Source organism: Nitrosomonas aestuarii (genome assembly GCF_003046585.1).
GTDB lineage: Bacteria > Pseudomonadota > Gammaproteobacteria > Burkholderiales > Nitrosomonadaceae > Nitrosomonas > Nitrosomonas aestuarii.
In genome coordinates, this window is the sequence record NZ_QAAE01000003.1 from 12667 (window position 1) to 27849 (window position 15183).

At 44.7% G+C, this 15183-nt stretch carries 15 protein-coding genes and 1 tRNA gene; 12 read left to right on the plus strand and 4 right to left on the minus strand.

The genetic code is table 11. The annotated features are described in order from the left end of the window. Positions 1-5: 5 nt before the first annotated feature. On the minus strand, positions 6-533 hold the full coding sequence (locus C8R11_RS16615) for a plasmid mobilization protein (RefSeq protein WP_244907527.1): 528 nt from the start codon (positions 531-533) through the stop codon (positions 6-8). 244 nt (positions 534-777) lie between these two features. On the opposite strand from C8R11_RS16615, the gene C8R11_RS03195 reads away from it, so the two are divergent. From C8R11_RS03195 to C8R11_RS03215, 5 genes are read left to right on the plus strand one after another with little or no spacing between them, the layout of a single operon-like run. Continuing rightward, entirely contained in the window at positions 778-1101 is a 324-nt protein-coding gene (locus C8R11_RS03195; protein WP_107794457.1) for a TraK family protein, read from the plus strand. Then, entirely contained in the window at positions 1101-1832 is a 732-nt protein-coding gene (locus C8R11_RS03200) for a nucleotide-binding protein (protein WP_107794458.1), read from the plus strand. The genes C8R11_RS03195 and C8R11_RS03200 overlap by 1 nt, the downstream gene beginning before the upstream one ends. Then, complete coding sequence (locus C8R11_RS03205; RefSeq protein WP_107794459.1) at positions 1829-2257, plus strand: conjugal transfer protein TraM; 429 nt, start codon at positions 1829-1831, stop codon at positions 2255-2257. Before C8R11_RS03200 ends, C8R11_RS03205 begins: the two co-directional genes overlap by 4 nt. Positions 2258-2283: 26 nt before the next feature. Continuing rightward, entirely contained in the window at positions 2284-2613 is a 330-nt protein-coding gene (locus tag C8R11_RS16620; protein ID WP_107794460.1) for a helix-turn-helix domain-containing protein, read from the plus strand. Further along, positions 2523-3503 (plus strand): tyrosine-type recombinase/integrase, encoded by a 981-nt coding sequence (locus C8R11_RS03215; RefSeq protein WP_244907539.1) that lies wholly within the window; start codon positions 2523-2525, stop codon positions 3501-3503. Before C8R11_RS16620 ends, C8R11_RS03215 begins: the two co-directional genes overlap by 91 nt. Positions 3504-3538: 35 nt before the next feature. On the opposite strand, the gene C8R11_RS03220 is transcribed toward C8R11_RS03215, so the two are convergent. Next, positions 3539-3614, minus strand: a tRNA-Thr gene (locus C8R11_RS03220). Positions 3615-3922: 308 nt separating this feature from the next. Here C8R11_RS03220 and aroQ point away from each other — a divergent pair. From aroQ to C8R11_RS03255, 7 genes are all read left to right on the plus strand, one after another. Next, positions 3923-4381 (plus strand): type II 3-dehydroquinate dehydratase, encoded by a 459-nt coding sequence (gene aroQ, locus C8R11_RS03225; RefSeq protein WP_107794462.1) that lies wholly within the window; start codon positions 3923-3925, stop codon positions 4379-4381. A gap of 300 nt (positions 4382-4681) precedes the next feature. After that, positions 4682-5170, plus strand: coding sequence for an acetyl-CoA carboxylase biotin carboxyl carrier protein (gene accB, locus C8R11_RS03230; protein ID WP_090699254.1), 489 nt, complete (start codon positions 4682-4684; stop codon positions 5168-5170). A 98-nt stretch (positions 5171-5268) separates the two neighbouring features. After that, positions 5269-6627 (plus strand): acetyl-CoA carboxylase biotin carboxylase subunit, encoded by a 1359-nt coding sequence (accC, locus tag C8R11_RS03235; RefSeq protein WP_090699252.1) that lies wholly within the window; start codon positions 5269-5271, stop codon positions 6625-6627. 117 nt (positions 6628-6744) lie between these two features. Next, complete coding sequence (gene prmA, locus C8R11_RS03240) at positions 6745-7671, plus strand: 50S ribosomal protein L11 methyltransferase (RefSeq protein ID WP_107794463.1); 927 nt, start codon at positions 6745-6747, stop codon at positions 7669-7671. A 115-nt stretch (positions 7672-7786) separates the two neighbouring features. After that, complete coding sequence (locus C8R11_RS03245) at positions 7787-8689, plus strand: zinc-ribbon and DUF3426 domain-containing protein (protein ID WP_107794464.1); 903 nt, start codon at positions 7787-7789, stop codon at positions 8687-8689. Positions 8690-8806: 117 nt separating this feature from the next. Further along, complete coding sequence (metH, locus tag C8R11_RS03250; RefSeq protein ID WP_107794465.1) at positions 8807-12517, plus strand: methionine synthase; 3711 nt, start codon at positions 8807-8809, stop codon at positions 12515-12517. 517 nt (positions 12518-13034) lie between these two features. After that, a complete protein-coding gene (locus tag C8R11_RS03255; protein WP_107794466.1) occupies positions 13035-13232 on the plus strand; it encodes a hypothetical protein in 198 nt (65 codons plus the stop codon). A 13-nt stretch (positions 13233-13245) separates the two neighbouring features. On the opposite strand, the gene trpC is transcribed toward C8R11_RS03255, so the two are convergent. Together trpC and trpD are read right to left on the minus strand one after the other, a co-directional pair. Next, positions 13246-14115, minus strand: coding sequence for an indole-3-glycerol phosphate synthase TrpC (gene trpC, locus C8R11_RS03260; protein WP_107794467.1), 870 nt, complete (start codon positions 14113-14115; stop codon positions 13246-13248). 9 nt (positions 14116-14124) lie between these two features. Continuing rightward, on the minus strand, positions 14125-15171 hold the full coding sequence (gene trpD / locus C8R11_RS03265) for an anthranilate phosphoribosyltransferase (protein ID WP_107794468.1): 1047 nt from the start codon (positions 15169-15171) through the stop codon (positions 14125-14127). Positions 15172-15183 lie beyond the last annotated feature (12 nt).

Sequence of the window (15183 nt, forward strand, 5' to 3'; positions counted from 1 at the left end):
GAAGGCTATTTTTTGAGTTTCATGATTTCATTCAGCATTACATTTTGTGTTTCACGGATACTGTCGAGCGTCATATGCAGCTGTGATTTGCCAATGAGTCTGGTGCGCTTGTCGTTAGTCAGCCACAGCTTGATCAATCCACCCAGTCGCCCCAGGTCAGCATTGATTTTAAGCAAGGCATCCACATGCCGGTTATCGATCACACTGGGAACGTGATAGCCTAAACCCAGGTTGCGCAGATATTCGGCAACCGTTAATCCGGATTCCTGTGCTTTACTTTTTATGGCCATCTCTTCTACCGGCAGCACAGGGACCCTGAGTTTCTTGTCTCTTTTTTCACATCCAATTCCACGATTTCTTCTCACGATTTTTCCTTTGTCACCATTCTTTATGGCGTTCTGCAACTGTTTTCTATGCTTACCTCGTAGAGCAAGATTAACGTTGAGCACATTTTGTGCGAATAAGTTTGCGTGGAGATGGCCATCTCCACATATCTTGCCCTGTTGTGTGAATTGTTTGAAATATACTACCACTATATTATAAGTTTGCAAACACTAAATATTCGTTATATTATAACTTCAACTGCTTTAAAAATACTTGAAAGCAGCTTCTTTCAACGAAATAACAGTGCGCCTGAAACAAAAAGAAAGGAAAAGCAGGCAAAAGAAACGAGTTGAAACGGAAAGCAACCCGAGGCAAGTAAGAGAAACTTAAAAACTGAAACAAAACAATAAAAATATTTTTCGCCAAAAAATAAATTTATACGGCACAAAAGTGATGACCCAATCTTTATCAGAACGTATCGCGCTTTTTACAGATAGAAACAGACATGCCGGCAAACAGTTTTTACCGGCGTTCATCGCATTGAAGCCGGATATCGAGCAGGCATTACAGGATGGCTGGACGGTGAGACAAGTCTGGAACACATTGCATGATGAAGGAAAGATTAAATGTTCCTATCAATGGTTCAGGACACTGGTTAACCGGCATATCAACGGGGATAGAAAACAGCATTCGCGCACTGATCAATTAAAAACTGCCGGAAATGATCAGGAAGGATTTCGTTTTAATTCTGTAACTGAGAAAGAGGAGCTCATCTGATGGCTAAAATACATATGATTCTGCAGGGTAAGGGCGGGGTAGGTAAATCGTTTATATCATCGACGCTGGCACAGCATAAGATCACCAAGGGCAAAAATCCTTTGTGCATTGACACCGATCCGGTCAATGCCACTTTCTATGGCTTTAAGCAGCTCAATGTGTGCCAGATTAATGTGATGAACAATGACGAGATTGATCCGAGAAAGTTTGACGATCTCATTGAACTCATTGCCAAAGCAGAGTCGGATGTCATTATTGACAACGGTGCCAGCACCTTCGTGCCGATGTCGCATTATCTGATCAGTAACCAGATTCCGGCATTACTTTTAGACATGGGGCACGAACTGATCATTCATACCGTGATTACCGGCAGTCAGGCACTGCTGGATACCCTGAATGGCTTTGTGCATCTGATTAAACAATTTCCCAAAGAAGCACTGTTTGTTGTCTGGCTCAACCCCTATTGGGGTGAAATTACCATGCATGGCAAACAGTTCGAGGAAATGAAAGCGTATGTGGACAACAAAACACGCGTATCGGCCATTATCCGGATTCCACACTACAAGCCTGAAACCTTCGGCAAGGATTTAAGCGAAATCCTGCAATCGAAATTCACGTTCGATGAAGCACTAAAAAACAGCGCTTTACCGGTCATGGTGCGCCAAAGATTAACCATTATACGCAGACAACTGTTTACCAATCTTGAGAATGTGGCTGCGATTCTGACATGAACAACGACAAACTGGACGCATTGATCAAACGGATCGCGTCAGAACACGGCATCGTTTTGACCAAAGATGATCCGGTATTGATGATGCATACCCTGAATGAAGCATTGTTGGAACAAAATGAGAAGGCACATGCTGAACTGCTCAATAAATATCAGGAAATCCTGGAAAACAGCTTTAATCAATGGACAGAATGTTCAATCAAGAAATCGAATGCCATTCTCAGTGCATCTGTGAATAACGCCAATATATCAAAAAAGCAGCTCTTTGAAAGTTGTACGCAAATGATCCATGAAAAAATCAGAAGCGCGGTCAGTCAGGAAATTTATGAACTGACCAGAATTTCCAGGCAGGCGGCCATTATGAATTTACTGGCTTCTATTCTTGTGCTGCTGTCAGCGGTCATTGTTTCGTTCATGCTGTTATAGCATTTTACTAAAAGGTTGGACGGCTTATGAAAACCTTAAATCTTACGGAAGCGGCCCAGTTTCTTAAATTGCATCCCGAAGAAGTGCGTCGACGCGCCAAAGCCGGAGTCATTCCAGGCGCCAAATTAGGAAAACGCTGGACATTTATTGAAGATGACCTTGCCGATCATATCCGCTCGTTATATGCTTGTACGCGGCAAGCGTTGCAAGTGGGACATGAGGAGAAAAAATTATGTCACTCTTTAAACGCGGTAAAACGTGGTGGATTAGATTCACCGCACCAAGCGGCGAGCGCATTAGATGCTCTGCTGCAACAGAAGACAAAACCCAGGCGCAAGAATTTCACGACAAGCTAAAAGCGGAAGCGTGGAGAATTGCAAAAGTTGGCGAAAAACCAAAATATACCTGGGATGAAGCTGCTTATAAATGGCTGATGGAAACGCAGCACAAAAAAACACAGCATGATGATGTTTCCAAAATTAGTTGGCTCCAGCAATTTTTCAGGGGCAAATATCTTCATGAGATTACCCGTGAAGAAATTGCAAGAATAGGGGCGTTAAAGTTAAAAACAACCACTCCGGCTACGGCAAATCGATTGCTGGCACTGATTCGTTCTATTTTCCGGCGGGCTGCTCTCGACTGGGCATGGATTGATAAAGTGCCAACTATCAAACTGTACCGGGAGCCAAAGCGACGGATACGTTATTTGAGTGTTGAAGAAGCCAATAAGCTTATGCAGGAATTGCCGGTCCATTTGGCGGATATTGTGCGATTCTCACTGGCTACGGGTTTGCGGCGAGCAAATGTTACAAAACTTGAATGGTCACAAGTCGACATGGAGCGCAATGTTGCATGGATACATGGCGATCAGGCAAAAGCCGGGAAGCCGATTCATGTGTCACTTAATTCTACGGCTATTGATGTGTTAGCGAGACAAATTGGAAAACATCCCAAAACAGTATTTACTTATAAAGGCATGCCCATTAATCAAGTAAATACTAGAGCTTGGCGTAAGGCATTAAGACGGGCTGGTATTGAAGATTTTCGCTGGCATGATTTGCGCCATACCTGGGCGAGTTGGTTAACCCAGAATGGTGTGCCATTAAATGTCATTCAGGAGATGGGGGCATGGGAATCTGCAGAGATGGTTCGACGGTATGCGCATCTAGCACCAGCTCAGTTTACAATACATGCTCGTGTCGTAGATGCCATGTTTTCTGGCACAAATTTGACACAATCAAAATAATGCTTATGCAGCTGTGCTTCTAAGTCATTGATTAATGGTGCTGTTGCGCGGAATCGAACCGCGGACCTACTGATTACGAATCAGTTGCTCTACCAACTGAGCTACAACAGCTCGACAACTCATATGCCAAAAAGCTGGTTATTATAGTTGCTTGTGATGGAGCGGGCAAATCGTTGATTTAATTTTACAGAATTCCTGCTTTGGCAATGTAATAATCCCTTCGATTGTTTATTATTGTATTCAAAAAGATCGTATATTTCTGGAGCATTCTGTTTTAGGGTGAGGCTGGTGCGGAAGCAGAAGTTTTAAAGTGATAGTAAGTGTATTTTTCTGAACGACTCAGTTTTTATGGGTGTTGCTAAGTTCGGTTAATTTCGTTAAAAACTGTACTTTAAGGCAATAAAATGCAATAATCTGTCATGAATACGAAAAACACGGGTGCGACCAATATTCTGGTTATTCATGGGCCCAATTTAAATCTTCTTGGAATGCGTGAGCCGGAGATATATGGTCATGAAAGTTTGCAGGATATTAACAGAGAATTAAGTCGACTTGCGAATAAAGTTCAGGCGGGTGTTGTTTTTTTTCAAAGTAATGCGGAGTCTTTGCTGGTTGACAGGATTCAGCAGGCCATGACTGATGGTACCGATTTTATTATTATCAATCCGGCGGCTTATACACATACCAGCGTTGCAATGCGTGATGCATTGGCAGCGGTGCGAATACCATTTATTGAAGTCCATCTATCGAATATTTTTTCTCGAGAGGCTTTTCGTCATCATTCCTATTTTTCAGACATGGCTGTTGGTGTGATTAGTGGTCTGGGTTCAAAAGGTTATGAATTGGCGCTGGAATATGCCTTAATGATTCGGCGTTAATAAACAATGTGATTTTGCATATTATTTTTATATTGTCATCATGAAAATTCGGTGAGCGTTTTATCTATATATATTTCGGGAGTTTATTGTAATGTTAAAGGCTTTATTTCGATTGGCATGAGTTTGCTGACAAATGCCAGCAGGCTGTCCGAAATTTTTGATTGTATATTTAAATCAAATAACTTTTCCACAGTAGGATGGTTTATTCTTGGTGAGTTTCCTGTTACCAGGAAATGTATTGGTAGTTATCTTTTTGAAATAATCCCGGATTAGTTGGGATGATGTTGCGAGGGGTTTGATATGGATTTAAGAAAGCTTAAAAAACTAATTGAGCTGGTTGAAGAGTCTGGTATTGCTGAATTAGAGATTACTGAAGGAGAAGAGAAGGTCCGCATCAGTAAATCAGGCCCTGCGGTGCCCGGCTATGCCTGGATGCCACCCATGCAGCAAAGTGTGGCTCCATATCCTCAAGGGCAATGTCAACCAGCGCCGGATGCGACGCCCAATGATTCGAAAACATCTGATCCATCTAATGTAAAGAAAGATACACCGGAAGGGCATCTGGTCAAGTCGCCCATGGTAGGGACTTTTTACCGTTCATCATCACCCGGGTCCAGTCCCTTTGTCGATGTAGGCCAGACCGTGAAAGTGGGTGATACCTTGTGCATTATAGAAGCCATGAAGCTGCTCAATGAGATCGAAGCCGATAAAAATGGCGTGATTAAGGCCATACTGGTAGAAAATGGTCAACCTGTTGAATACGGGGAACATTTGTTTGTCATTCAATAATGCATTAAAAGATAGTCTGATAATCTATATCGATAAAGGTTACATAGTTAGCCTGCCTGATATTTTTTGACGGCCAAGTTTATCTCTTGTGAGTTTATATGTTTGAGAAAATTCTTATCGCAAATCGTGGTGAAATTGCCCTGCGTATTCAGCGTGCATGCCGTGCCATGGGTATAAAAACAGTTGCAGTTTATTCGGAAGCGGATTCTGAGGCCAAATATGTCAAATTGGCGGATGAATCGGTTTGCATTGGTCCTGCACCCGTTGCCCAAAGCTATTTAAACATACCTGCAATTATCAGCTCGGCTGAAGTAACGGATGCGGAAGCAATACACCCCGGTTATGGATTTCTTTCAGAAAATGCCGATTTTGCTGAGCGCGTAGAAAAAAGCGGTTTTGTTTTTATTGGCCCACGACCGGAAACGATTCGTTTGATGGGAGACAAGGTAAGTGCGAAAAACGCAATGAAAACAGCCGGTGTGCCATGTGTGCCGGGTTCAGAGGGAGCGTTGCCAGAAGGTATTGATGCAATAAAAAAGATAGTCAAGGAAATTGGCTATCCAATCATAATCAAAGCGGCTGGCGGGGGTGGTGGACGCGGTATGCGCGTCGTGCATACCGAAGCTGCGCTGCCCAATGCAGTCATTATGACGCGTAATGAGGCTCAGGCGGCTTTTGGTAATCCAGTCGTATATGCTGAAAAATATTTAGAAAATCCGCGCCATATTGAATTTCAATTACTGATTGACGAACAAGGTAATGCAGTGCATTTGGGTGAACGTGATTGTTCACTTCAACGGCGGCATCAAAAAATTCTGGAAGAAGCACCAGCCCCCGGTATTTCTGAAAAGCTGCGCAATAAAATAGGGGAGCGGTGTGCCGATGCTTGTCGCCGGATCAAATATCGTGGGGTAGGTACATTTGAATTTTTGTTCGAAAATAATGAATTTTATTTCATTGAAATGAATACCCGATTGCAGGTCGAGCACCCTGTGACTGAGTCAGTGACCGGTATTGATCTTGTGCAGGCCCAGATTAATGTAGCGGCGGGAAAGAAATTATCATTTCAGCAAAGCGATATCGTATTCAAGGGGCATGCTATCGAATGTCGCGTGAATGCTGAGGATGCATATAAATTAACACCATCAGCCGGTCGAATTACACAATATCATGCACCGGGTGGTCCCGGTGTGCGCGTGGATTCACACGTATATCATAATTATATGGTGCCGCCCTATTATGATTCGATGATCGGCAAAATAATTACTTTTGGCGATACGCGTGAGCAAGCTATTGCGCGCATGCGTATTGCGCTATCCGAAATGGTGGTGCAAGGGATTAAAACCAATATTCCACTGCATCTTGACTTGCTTTCAGATGCAACTTTTCTAAGCGGACAATACTCGATCCATTACCTTGAACACAAACTTGCCTTGCATAATCAACAAACTGTCTGATTCATTAAACCTGTTATAACCTGCTGTCAACTTTGCCATTTAACCTGATCTGCCGGATCACATGGAATTGCTGGTTTGGATTGATGGCAAGTAACTAAATTTTAGCGATCACCGCGTATGTCTTGGAACAAAATCATTATAAAAACGGATAATGCTTCTGCGGATCGTTTGAGTGAAGCGTTGTTGGAGCATGGCGCTTTATCGGTGGATATACATGACGCAGAAGCCGGTACCGATGCGGAACAGCCATTATACGGCGAACCTGGATTGCCTGCAGAACAGGTATGGCAGAAAGCAGAAGTAACCGGACTGTTCGATAAGGATACCGATCTGGATGCTATTATGCAGTCTGTCAAGGAGGCAGCGCAGCTATCGCAAATGCCCAGCTATCGAACGGAGATAGTTGAAGCACAGGACTGGGTGCGATTAACACAGGCACAGTTTGAACCCATTCAGATTTCCGCTCGCTTATGGATTGTGCCCACATGGCATCAACCGCCTGATCCGGCCGCGATAAATTTGATTCTTGATCCGGGTTTGGCATTTGGTACAGGCAGCCATCCAACGACGCAACTATGTCTTGTCTGGCTCGATCAGCATTTAAAGCGGGAAGAAACGCTACTGGATTATGGTTGCGGTTCGGGTATTCTTGCCATAGCGGCATTAAAGCTGGGCGCCGGTCATGTAACCGGCATAGATATTGATCCGCATGCGGTCAAGGCAAGCCAGGCAAATGCGTTGCTGAACGATTGCGATCAATCAAAACTATTTTTTTCGACACATTATCAGCCCGGAAGCAACCCGGACGATAAAACCGTTGTGGCTGGTCAGGTTGATGTTGTGATAGCAAACATATTATCCAATCCACTGATCATGCTTGCCCCCATTCTTGCGCAAGCAGCACGCAGAGGGGGGCAGATTGTTTTGTCCGGTATTTTGCAAGCGCAAGCAGATGAAGTGAAGGCGTCTTATCAAAATTGGTTTGATATGCAATTATCTGAAGCACAGGACGGTTGGGTATTATTAACTGGAATAAAAAAATAAACGTATACGAGCGTTGGAACCAGTCTTTTTAAAAAGGTAAGACGGCAATAATCAGCATTAAGCAATTTTTAATCGCTATAATTTTTATTTTTCCTGTGCTTAAATGGAGTAGCTGATGGCACTTGTGACATTATGTCCGGGTTGTGGAACTACTTACAAAATTATTCCAGAGCAATTGCAATCCCAAAGTGGTCTGGTGCGATGCGGAGAATGCCAGGTTATCTTCAACGGATTCGCTACGTTAATTACAATTGACGAGTCCGAGATTCAATACCAGTCGACGTTTGTTGAAAAAACGACAGCATCTGACAATTCTGATGAAATCAAAGAAAGTGTCCATTTGGCAGATACTTCTCACTGTGAACTGCAAGCAGACACGAGTGCTGCATTTCAGTCTGATCATGTGCAAGATGAAGCTGTAAAAACGACTGAATCGTCAGAATCTGGAGTGGGTATAGAGCCCTCGTACTCACTGGTGCCCTCACCGTATAATGTATCAAGTAGTGATTTCTTATCGGAAGTATCTCAAAAATCACCTCAACATTGGGGCTGGAAATTCGGCAATATTGCCTTATTCATTCTGTTGATAGCTCAGGTCATTTATATGTATCGTGCAGATTTGGCAATTATCGCGCCGCAATCCAGGCCATATCTGGAACAATATTGTAATATTCTGGGATGTACAGTGCCGCTCCCCGGGAATGTTCAGCTGTTAAGTATTGTGTCGTCAGATATGACAGTGAGAGATCCTGAGACTCAACCGGAAGTAGCGACTTTAACTGCAGTTGTTCGTAACCACGCACCTGTTACGCAGGCATTGCCAGCTTTAAAATTATTGTTAACAGATATGCATAATCAATTGCTGGCCAGTCGAATTTTTACCACAACTGATTATCTAACCAAAGCACAGATTCAAAAAACAGCCATTCAACCGAATCAAGAAATTATTATTCAGATTTATCTGGATAATAGCCAATTAAAATCGACCGGTTATCATTTGGAATTGTTATATTTATGACTATATATCATAAAGTTACTGATAATTCAAAGAGGTCGGCCTGGCTCGGTTTCGGTATGGATCGGCTGGTAGGGTATAATAAATCGCTTTATATTAAATTCAAAAGCACTTAACGTAATGAATAAAGATCTTCGCACGACCCTGTTAGAAAGTTCCATTGCCAACCGTATTATGATTCTCGATGGTGCAATGGGGACAATGATACAAACCTTTAAACTCGAAGAAGCCGATTTCCGAGGCGAGCGCTTTGCAGATTTTCCGCATGATTTGAAAGGTAATAATGATTTGTTGACGTTGACACGTCCGGACGTGATCCGCTCAATTCACGACGATTATCTTGAAGCCGGAGCGGATATCATAGAAACCAACACATTTAACTCCAATGCGGTTTCAATGGCGGATTATCATATGCAGGATTTGGTATATGAGCTCAATGCGTCTGCGGCAAAACTGGCGCGAGAAGCCGCACAGGCAATCGAGAAAAAAATACCTGACAAACCCCGTTTCGTCGCTGGCGTCATCGGGCCGACAACAAAAACAGCTTCAATCTCGCCTGATGTCAATGACCCCGGTTTCCGTAATATCACCTTTGATCAACTGGTAGCCGACTATACTGAATCAATCCGCGGACTGGTTGATGGCGGTGTCGATATACTGATGGTTGAAACCATATTTGATTCCTTGAATTCCAAGGCGGCGTTATTTGCAATTGATCAGTTTTTTGAAGTAAACAATGTTCGATTGCCTATCATGATTTCAGTCACCATAACGGATGCTTCAGGCCGGACGTTGTCCGGACAGACGCCGGAAGCATTCTGGAATTCAGTCCGGCATGCAAATCCATTATCGGTCGGTATTAACTGTGCATTGGGTGCTGAACTCATGCGTCCATACATTGAAGAGCTCTCCGATGTGGCGGAAGTCTACGTCAGCGTGCATCCGAATGCCGGGCTGCCGAATCCTTTGTCGGAAACCGGCTATGATGAAACGCCGGAATATACCGCGCGTCAACTCAAGGATTTCGCGCAGTCCGGTTTTGTGAATATAGTCGGAGGGTGTTGTGGCACCACGCCTGCACATATTAAAGCCATCGCTGAAGCCGTCAGTCCGCTGCCGACGAGAAAAATACCGGAACTTCCAAAAAAACTCAGACTGTCAGGTTTGGAGCCGCTCAGCATTGATGATGATTCACTCTTCGTCAATGTCGGCGAACGCACCAATGTTACCGGTTCACGCGCATTTGCACGATTGATTCTGGGCGATCAGTACGCTGAGGCATTGGATGTGGCGCGCAGTCAGGTTGAAAACGGTGCGCAGATCATCGACATCAATATGGACGAAGCCATGCTGGATTCACAAAAAGCCATGGTGACTTTTCTGAAGCTGATTGCCACCGAGCCGGATATCTGCCGTGTACCGATAATGCTCGATTCGAGCAAGTGGACGGTGATAGAAGCGGGACTCAAATGCATACAGGGCAAATCCATAATCAACTCTATCAGCATGAAAGAAGGCGAGGAAGAGTTTATTATGCATGCCAGACTGGCGCGCCGTTATGGTGCTGCCGTGATTGTCATGGCTTTTGATGAAGAAGGTCAGGCGGATACACTTGCCCGTAAAGTTGAAATATGTACGCGCAGTTATCGCTTGCTGGTCGATAAAGTTGGCTTTCCACCGGAAGATATTATTTTTGATCCGAATATTTTCGCCATTGCCACCGGTATTGAAGAACACAATAACTATGGCGTTGATTTTATTGACGCCACACGTGAGATTAAAAAAACGCTGCCGCATGCCAAGATCAGCGGCGGTGTGTCCAATGTTTCGTTCTCTTTCCGCGGCAACGATCCAATTCGAGAAGCCATTCATACCGCTTTTCTTTATCATGCCATTAAAGCGGGTATGACCATGGGAATTGTGAATGCCGGGCAATTGGGTGTTTATTCGGATATTCCGGCGGATTTGCTGGAGTACGTGGAAGATGTGATACTTAACCGTCGTGAAGACGCGACTGAGCGTCTGGTTGATTTTGCGGAAAACTACAAGGGTAAGAAAAAAGAACAGATTGAAGATTTAAGCTGGCGTGAACAGCCTTTGCAGGATCGACTGACGCATGCGTTGGTCAAGGGAATCTCCACCTATGTTGTTGAGGATACGGAAGAAGCACGTCTGGAAATCAAGCAAAAAGGTGGACGTCCAATTCAGGTGATTGAAGGGCCGTTGATGGATGGGATGGGTGTAGTAGGTGATTTATTTGGTGCCGGCAAGATGTTTTTGCCGCAAGTGGTTAAGTCCGCACGAGTGATGAAACAGGCCGTCGCCCATTTATTGCCATTTATCGAGGAAGAGAAGAAACTGCTCGGCGATTCACGGCCTAAAGGCAAGATTGTTGTCGCAACCGTCAAAGGTGATGTGCATGACATCGGTAAAAATATTGTCGCTGTAGTGTTGCAATGTAATAACTACGAAGTCATCAATATGGGCGTGATGGTACCCAGCGCACAAATACTGGAAACAGCGAGAAAGGAAAATGCAGATATTATCGGTCTCTCCGGATTGATTACGCCATCGCTTGAAGAAATGGCGCATGTGGCCAAAGAAATGAAACGTGAGGGCTTTACCATTCCGCTGTTAATTGGCGGAGCGACAACTTCACGTGTACATACCGCCGTTAAAATCGCCCCGCATTATGACGGATCGGTTGTATGGGTACCGGACGCAAGCCGCGCTGTAGGTGTCTGCAGCAATCTGATGTCGGAAGACATGCAGGCCGATTATGTTCAAGGCATCAAAGCGGAATATGAAAAGGTTCGCACACAGCATAAAAACAAGAAAGGGCCTTCTAAAATCCTGCCGATAGCTGACGCACGTGCAAATGCGTTTAAAGTTGACTGGGAGCAGTACGAACCGCCGCAACCGGAATTATTGGGCATCCGTACCTTGAATAATTATCCACTGGAAAAAATTGTACCGTTTATCGACTGGACGCCGTTTTTCCAGGCATGGGAACTTGCCGGTCGTTATCCTGCAATTCTGGATGATGAAGTGGTGGGAGAGACAGCACGTAATTTGTTCCGCGATGCACAGGCAATGCTGAAAAAAATAGTTGAGCAGAAATGGCTCTCCGCCAATGCGGTCATCGGACTGTTTCCGGCCAACGCTGTCGGGGATGATATTGAAATCTATACCGATGAAAGTCGAAACCAGATTGCCATGACCTGGCACTGCTTGCGTCAGCAAACGCAAAAACCAACCGGGAAGCCGAATCGATGCCTGTCGGATTTTATTGCACCCAAGGAAACGGGACTCAAAGATGCCATTGGCTTGTTTGCAGTGGGTGCGGGTTTCGGCATTGACGAACGTATCAAAGCGTTTGAAGATGCTAATGATGACTATAGTGCCATTGTACTCAAAGCGCTGGCTGACCGTCTGGCGGAAGCATTTGCCGAACATATGCATATGCGGGTCAGACGGGAATTCTGGGGTTATGCCAAAGATGAAACGCTTGAAAATCAGCAATTGATTAACGAAGAATATCTTGGCATTCGGCCAGCGCCGGGTTATCCGGCGTGCCCGGATCATACCGAAAAAGGGTCTTTGTTTAAGTTGCTGGACGCTCAGAATAGAGCCGGTATTATTATTACGGAGTCTTATGCCATGGTGCCGACGGCGGCGGTATCCGGTTTTTGTATTGCGCACCCCGAATCTACATTTTTTGCTGTTGGCAAAATTGGTAAGGATCAAGTGGAAGATTATGCCAAACGCAAAGATTGGACGGTTGAAGAGGCGGAGAGGTGGCTGGCGCCAGTGTTGGCTTATGAACGCTAGAGATCTAAATTCCATTGCGTTTGCAATTTCGGTGTTAAAAGTAAATGAAAAAATGGAATTTATCCTAAGTAAATGAGTATTTTGAATTAATTTTTACCTTGACATTGGCTCCCGTTCTTAACAATTTTGAACAGTCTGTTTATACTTATTTGTTTTGGGGAAGATTGGAGATGAGTTTTCTCGATAAAGCAAAAGAACTGTCAAGCGGTGTTGCTGACAAAATCGTTGAATTCAGCAGTGATGAAGTCATTGCCAGTAACATTATCTAGGCAGTAGAAAAACAGGAAAAAGTCAATGCTATTCTAAAAGCGCGTGGTTCAAACTGTCACATCGGCAGTTTGAATCTGGGAATGGGTATTCCACCCAACGTGACTTTTTTGGAATCTGGCGTATGCAAGAATCAGAGGAATCAGGAGACAATGAGGAATCACCGGATATCGGCAAACTTTCTGTGCCCATCGTCGTTTCACAGGATGGGATTTAATGCCGCGGATAAAAGTATGAGAATGGTGGCTCAATGAATCTGACGACCCTGAAAATTGCCACATATCTGGATATAATGGATATGCTATTCGTGGACGCCCGTAGTTTATTTACGGGTAAGCACGCCAGTTTTGCCATACGTGGTAAGAACGCGCTTAGCGGCCTTTATGAAACGTTTGGTTTACGCCTTATCCGAGACAAGCCAGGCAGAGTAGGAAACCATCTACGGTAAACAAATTTAAGCCTTAATTTGCAAATAATCGTGCCAGTTCAGCACCTGGATCGTCGGCGCGCATAAACGCTTCACCGACCAGGAATGCATTAACGTTGTTGTGGCGCATCAGCTCAACATCTTCCGGTGCATGAATGCCGCTTTCGGTGACAATAATGCGTCCGGCGGGTATCTGTTGCAGCAGTTGCAGGGTGGTGTTGAGGCTGGTTTCAAAGGTGCGCAAATTGCGGTTGTTGATACCGATCAAAGGTGTATTGAGTTGTAGCGCGAGTGCCAGTTCTTCGGCATTATGCACTTCCACCAATACCGACATGCCCAGTTCATGGGCTTGTGCTTCCAGTTTTAGCATTTGCCTGAGTGGATCTTGTTCAAAGTTATCCAGACTTTCTTCGCCAAAGTCATTTTTCATGGTAAACGCTGCAACGATGAGCAGAATGCAATCGGCACCCATGGCGCGGGCTTCCGCGACCTGATATTCATCAATAATGAAGTCCTTGCGAATCACTGGCAATTGGCAGGCAGCACGGGCTTGCTGCAGGTATTCCGGACTGCCCATGAAGTACTGGCGATCCGTCAGCACGGATAAGCAGGCTGCACCATGTTTTTCGTAGGATTCTGCAATTTCGGCAGGATTAAAACTTAGATGTGAAGCATGTGGCGATTTGGGGCCGCGCAATATGCCTTTACTGGGGCTGGCCTGCTTGATTTCTGCAATTACGGCTGATTGACCTGCTGTAACTTTGTTTTGAATGACTGCAGTAAAATTTCTTGCAGGTGCGGCATCTCCAGCTTCTGCCATGACCTCAGAAAATGTTTTTTCAGTTTTGGCTGCTCTTATTTCCTGTACCTTGGTAGCGAGTATTTTATTGAGAATATCTGACATGTTTTTTGGTTATGCTGTTGCCGGATTCTGGTTCTGATTATATTGCTTGGATAGCGCAACCAGTTCATGCAGCTTCTGGAGAGCTGCACCGCTTTCAATTGCTCTTTGTGCAGCCTGAACACCCTGTGCAAGTGAATCTGCAATACCTGAAACATAGATGGCTGCACCGGCATTGAGCAATACGATGTCGCGAGCTGGTCCCTTGGTGTTTTTCAACACGGACACCAGCATGGCTTTCGCCTGGTCGCTGTCGCTGACCTGTATGGATGTAATGGGTGCGGACTGCAGGCCAAAATCTTCCGGCTTAATAGTGTATTCGGTGACTTTGTCTTGTTTTAATTCGCCGACATATGTTTCACCGCTGATGGTGATTTCATCCAGGCCGTCTTTGCCGTTGACAATCATGACATGTTTGCTGCCCAAATGTTGCAATACATGTGCTAAAAGTGCTACCAGTTTTGCGTCAAATACCCCCAGTACCTGATTTTTTGCAGCCGCCGGATTAGTCAGTGGTCCGAGAACATTAAAAATGGTTTTGATGCCGAGTTCACGCCGAACCGGTGCTGCATACTTCATTGCACTATGGTAATTCGGTGCGAACATAAAGCCTACGCCGATTTTGCCGATGCTATCGGCGACTTGTTCGGGTGTTTGATTCAGATTGACGCCCAGTGCTTCAAGAACATCGGCGCTACCCGATTTGCTGGATACCGAACGTCCACCATGCTTAGCAACCTGAACGCCCGCTGCTGCGCTGACAAAGGCTGCTGCAGTAGAAATGTTGAAGGTATGGGTTGCATCACCACCTGTGCCGCAAGTGTCGATTAAATGATGGCGATTGGCGACATGAACCGGCGTTGCAAATTCACGCATGACTTTGGCTGCTGCGGTGATTTCGCCGATTGTTTCTTTTTTGACGCGTAATCCGGTAATAATGGCGGAAATCAAAACGGGTGATACTTCTCCCTGCATGATTTGACGCATGATTGACAGCATGTCGTCATGATGAATTTCTTCATGATTGATAATTCTATTTAAAGCTTCTTGCGGTTTCATAAAAATGAATAA

Coding starts and splice junctions, on each gene's coding strand:
- C8R11_RS03195 (WP_107794457.1), top strand. CDS start 778: ATGACCCAATCTTTATCAGAACGTATCGCGCTTTTTACAGATAGAAAC.
- C8R11_RS03200 (WP_107794458.1), top strand. CDS start 1,101: ATGGCTAAAATACATATGATTCTGCAGGGTAAGGGCGGGGTAGGTAAA.
- C8R11_RS03205 (WP_107794459.1), top strand. CDS start 1,829: ATGAACAACGACAAACTGGACGCATTGATCAAACGGATCGCGTCAGAA.
- C8R11_RS16620 (WP_107794460.1), top strand. CDS start 2,284: ATGAAAACCTTAAATCTTACGGAAGCGGCCCAGTTTCTTAAATTGCAT.
- aroQ (WP_107794462.1), top strand. CDS start 3,923: ATGAATACGAAAAACACGGGTGCGACCAATATTCTGGTTATTCATGGG.
- accB (WP_090699254.1), top strand. CDS start 4,682: ATGGATTTAAGAAAGCTTAAAAAACTAATTGAGCTGGTTGAAGAGTCT.
- accC (WP_090699252.1), top strand. CDS start 5,269: ATGTTTGAGAAAATTCTTATCGCAAATCGTGGTGAAATTGCCCTGCGT.
- prmA (WP_107794463.1), top strand. CDS start 6,745: ATGTCTTGGAACAAAATCATTATAAAAACGGATAATGCTTCTGCGGAT.
- C8R11_RS03245 (WP_107794464.1), top strand. CDS start 7,787: ATGGCACTTGTGACATTATGTCCGGGTTGTGGAACTACTTACAAAATT.
- metH (WP_107794465.1), top strand. CDS start 8,807: ATGAATAAAGATCTTCGCACGACCCTGTTAGAAAGTTCCATTGCCAAC.
- C8R11_RS03255 (WP_107794466.1), top strand. CDS start 13,035: ATGAATCTGACGACCCTGAAAATTGCCACATATCTGGATATAATGGAT.
- trpC (WP_107794467.1), bottom strand. CDS start 14,115: ATGTCAGATATTCTCAATAAAATACTCGCTACCAAGGTACAGGAAATA.
- trpD (WP_107794468.1), bottom strand. CDS start 15,171: ATGAAACCGCAAGAAGCTTTAAATAGAATTATCAATCATGAAGAAATT.